Consider the following 3,182-nt stretch of genomic DNA (forward strand, 5'->3'; position numbering starts at 1 on the left):
GGGGGGGGGCGGGGGCGAGCGCGGTCACCTGATCGTCGGAGAGCGGGCGGTGCTTGCCGATCCAGCCGGTGCGGCCGCCGTAGAAGCGGTGCATCAGCTGGTGAGCGGTGATCTCGACCAGCTTCCGGGTGCGCAGGAGCTTGCCGAAGAGCAGGTCGTCGTAGTCGCCCGGGGTGCGCGGCACCGTCATGCAGACCACCTCGGTACCGGCCGACGTGAGGTGGACCCACGCGGTGTCGGGGCGGCGGGCCAGGGCCGTCGCGATGGCCTCGGCGCCGTCGGGCGTGCAGCGCAGGCGCAGCATCCATTCGTCGTACCCGAGTCTGCGGGTGTCGCGTACGCCGACGATGCGCAGGCCCGCCTCGGCACGCAGGCGGCGGAAGCGGCGGGCGACGGTCTGGTCGGAGACGCCGAGGACACCCGCGATGCGGCTGAAGGGGGCCCTGCCGTCGACCTCCAGGGCATGCAGCAGCTTGAGGTCCAGCTCGTCGAAGACCTCGGATTCCATCACTTTGAAGTCTCCTCGTGTCGGATCAGTGCGCAGTCCATGCACTCGGCACCGGGTTCGTTCGCCATCGGCTCATCGTACGAGGACACGCAAACGCGTCGGACGAGGAGCCGGAGGAACAGGGAAATGCGTACATGGGGGCCGCTCGCAGCGGTGTCATTGGGGACGTTCATGCTGCTGCTGGACGTGACGATCGTGATCGTGGCGCTGCCCGACATGGCGGGGGCGCTGGACGCCTCGCTGAGCGACCTGCAGTGGGTCATCGACGGGTACGCGCTCGCGCTGGCCGCGCTGCTGCTCGGGGTCGGCGCCGCGGCCGACGTGATCGGCAGGCGGCGGCTGAACGTCATCGGCACCGCGCTCTTCGCGGCCGCATCGCTGGGCTGCGGGCTCGCCTCGAACGCGGATCTGCTGGTGGCTGCGCGCGCCGTGCAGGGGCTCGGGGCGGCGGCGATGCTCGCGACGACGCTGCCGCTGCTCGGCGCCGCCTACCAGGGACGCGACCGTTCGGCCGCGCTCGGTGTGTGGGGCGCGGTGAGCGGGGCATCGGCCGCGCTCGGCCCGATCGTGGGCGGCCTGCTCACGGAGGGGCCCGGCTGGCGCTGGATCTTCTTCGTGAACCTGCCGGTGAGCGTCGCGTCGATCTGGCTGACGCTGCGTCTGGTGCCGGAGTCGCGCGGGCCCGCCGGGCGCCGGGTCGACTGGGCGGGCACGGCGGCGTTCGCGTGCTTCGCGGGCGCGGGGACGTACGGGGTGCTGCGCGGCGGGGCGGACGGCTGGACGTCGACGGCCGCCGGGACGTCGTTCGCGGTGTCGGCGCTGGCGCTGCTCTGCTTCGTCCTGGTCGAGCGGCGCGTGGCACAGCCGCTCCTCGACCTGCGGCTGCTGCGCAAGCCCGCCTTCACGGGCGTGCTGATCGGCGCGGTCGGCTACAACGGGGCGGCGTTCGGCGTCGTCCCCTACCTCTCCATCTGGCTGCAGACCGTGCTCGGCATGAGTCCGGTGCGCGGCAGCCTGGTGCTGCTGCCGCTCGCCGCGACGTCGTTCGTGGTGGCGCTGCTCGCCGGGCGGCTGCTGCACGGGGTGGCGCCGCGGCTGATCATCGGCGTCGGGCTGCTGCTGATCGGGACGGGCGGGCTGTGCATGGCGGTGCTCGACGCCGGGTCGTCCTGGGGGACGCTCGCGCCGGGGCTCACGCTCACGGGTGTCGGCGCCGGTCTGGTGGCGCCGGGCCTGGCGGGGGCGGCGCTCGCCGCGGTGCCGCCCGCGAACGCCGGGATGGCGGGCGGCGCGGTCAACACCTTCCGCCAGCTCGGGTACGCGATCGGGGTCGCCCTGTTCGGGACGGTGCTGACCGCGCGTATGCAGGACTCACTCGGCCACGAGGCGGCGCACACCGCCGCGGGCGGCGGCGCGGCGGCCCTGCACGGCGCGGTGCCCGAGCACGCGGTGCGCGCGGCCTTCGCTTCGGGACTCAACGGGGCGTCGCTGGCCGCGGGCGTGGCGGGTCTGGTCGCCGGCGTCCTGGTGCTCGTGATGGTGCGCGCGCCGGGGGGCCGGTCGGGGAACGCGGGCGGTCCGCAAGCTCCGGCGGCGGACCGCCCCGCCGGAACTCCGCAGCAGCAGCTGCACGTTCAGGAGGTGACGCGCTGACGGCGCCCCGGTGACGGCGCGGTGCCGACGGCGACTCGCTGACGGTACGTCGTCTCGGATCCGCCCCCGGACTGTCCACGTTGTGGGCATTCGGGTGGCGGATCCTGCCCGTCGTACCGGCGAATCAGCAGCTCAGCACGGTACGCCCGGACTCGTCAGGTGGCGCAATGCTGCCGCAACACCACCGCGGCCACCGCGCCGGTACGTTCCCTGCCATGCCAGCCGAACACAGCCCCGCCTCACTCCCGGTCGCCGCCGCCCGGCGTCGTCGGCTGCGTGCGGACCAGGCCCGGCAACTCGCCGATCTGCTGCGCCACCAGATCCTCACGGGTGGCTTCCCGGGCGGCGTCCTGCCGTTGGAGGACGCCATCGCCGCCGACTACCGGGCCAGCCGCAACACCGTACGGCAGGCCCTCGACCTGCTGCGCGGCGAGCAGCTCGTGGACCGGAGGTCCGGCGTCGGCACCGTCGTGGTGTGCGAGAAGTACCCGCACGCCCTCGACCGGCTGCAGGGCCTCGCCGAGACCCTGCACGAACACGGCCGGGTCACCAACGAGGTCCGTACCGTCGGGCCGGTCGGCGCACCCGGCCCGGTGGCCCGCAGGCTCGGGCTGCCCGACCACACCGACGTGCTCTGTATCGAGCGGCTGCGCCGCCTGAACGGACTGCCGCTCTCCCTGGACCTGTCGTACCTGCCCATGGATGTGGGCGGTGAGCTCCTCGGCTGCGACCTGGAGAACACGGACGTGTTCCGCCTTCTGGAGACGCTGACCGGCGGCCCGCTGGGGCATGCCGACATGACGCTGGAAGCCGTGAACGCCGACGCGCACTCCGCCGCGGTCCTCGAGGCGCCGCGCGGGAGTGCCGTCCTGATGCTGGAGCGGCTCACCCATCTGCCCGACGGGCGGCCCGTGGACCTGGAGTTCATCCGCTTCCGCGGCGACCGGATCACGATGAGCGGCGTCCTGCGCCGATCCGCCTGATCTGCTTCCCTCCCCCTTCTGCTCGCCCTGCTTCTTCC

General features: G+C 73.6%; 3 protein-coding genes. 2 read left to right on the plus strand and 1 reads right to left on the minus strand.

The window, feature by feature from the left end; all coding sequences use genetic code 11:
- On the minus strand, positions 1-508 hold a 508-nt coding region (locus AOK03_RS21235; RefSeq protein WP_157869030.1), incomplete at its 3' end, for an Lrp/AsnC family transcriptional regulator.
- Between the two features lie 126 nt (positions 509-634).
- On the opposite strand from AOK03_RS21235, the gene AOK03_RS21240 reads away from it, so the two are divergent.
- A complete protein-coding gene (locus tag AOK03_RS21240; RefSeq protein WP_055566898.1) occupies positions 635-2,161 on the plus strand; it encodes an MFS transporter in 1,527 nt (508 codons plus the stop codon).
- 215 nt (positions 2,162-2,376) lie between these two features.
- Complete coding sequence (locus AOK03_RS21245) at positions 2,377-3,144, plus strand: GntR family transcriptional regulator (protein ID WP_055566899.1); 768 nt, start codon at positions 2,377-2,379, stop codon at positions 3,142-3,144.
- Positions 3,145-3,182 lie beyond the last annotated feature (38 nt).

This window comes from Streptomyces atriruber (genome assembly GCF_001418325.1).
Lineage (GTDB): Bacteria > Actinomycetota > Actinomycetes > Streptomycetales > Streptomycetaceae > Streptomyces > Streptomyces atriruber.

Excerpts from the sequence above, each read along its gene's own strand:
- AOK03_RS21245 (WP_055566899.1), top strand. The coding sequence starts at position 2,377 with ATGCCAGCCGAACACAGCCCCGCCTCACTCCCGGTCGCCGCCGCCCGG.
- AOK03_RS21240 (WP_055566898.1), top strand. The coding sequence starts at position 635 with ATGCGTACATGGGGGCCGCTCGCAGCGGTGTCATTGGGGACGTTCATG.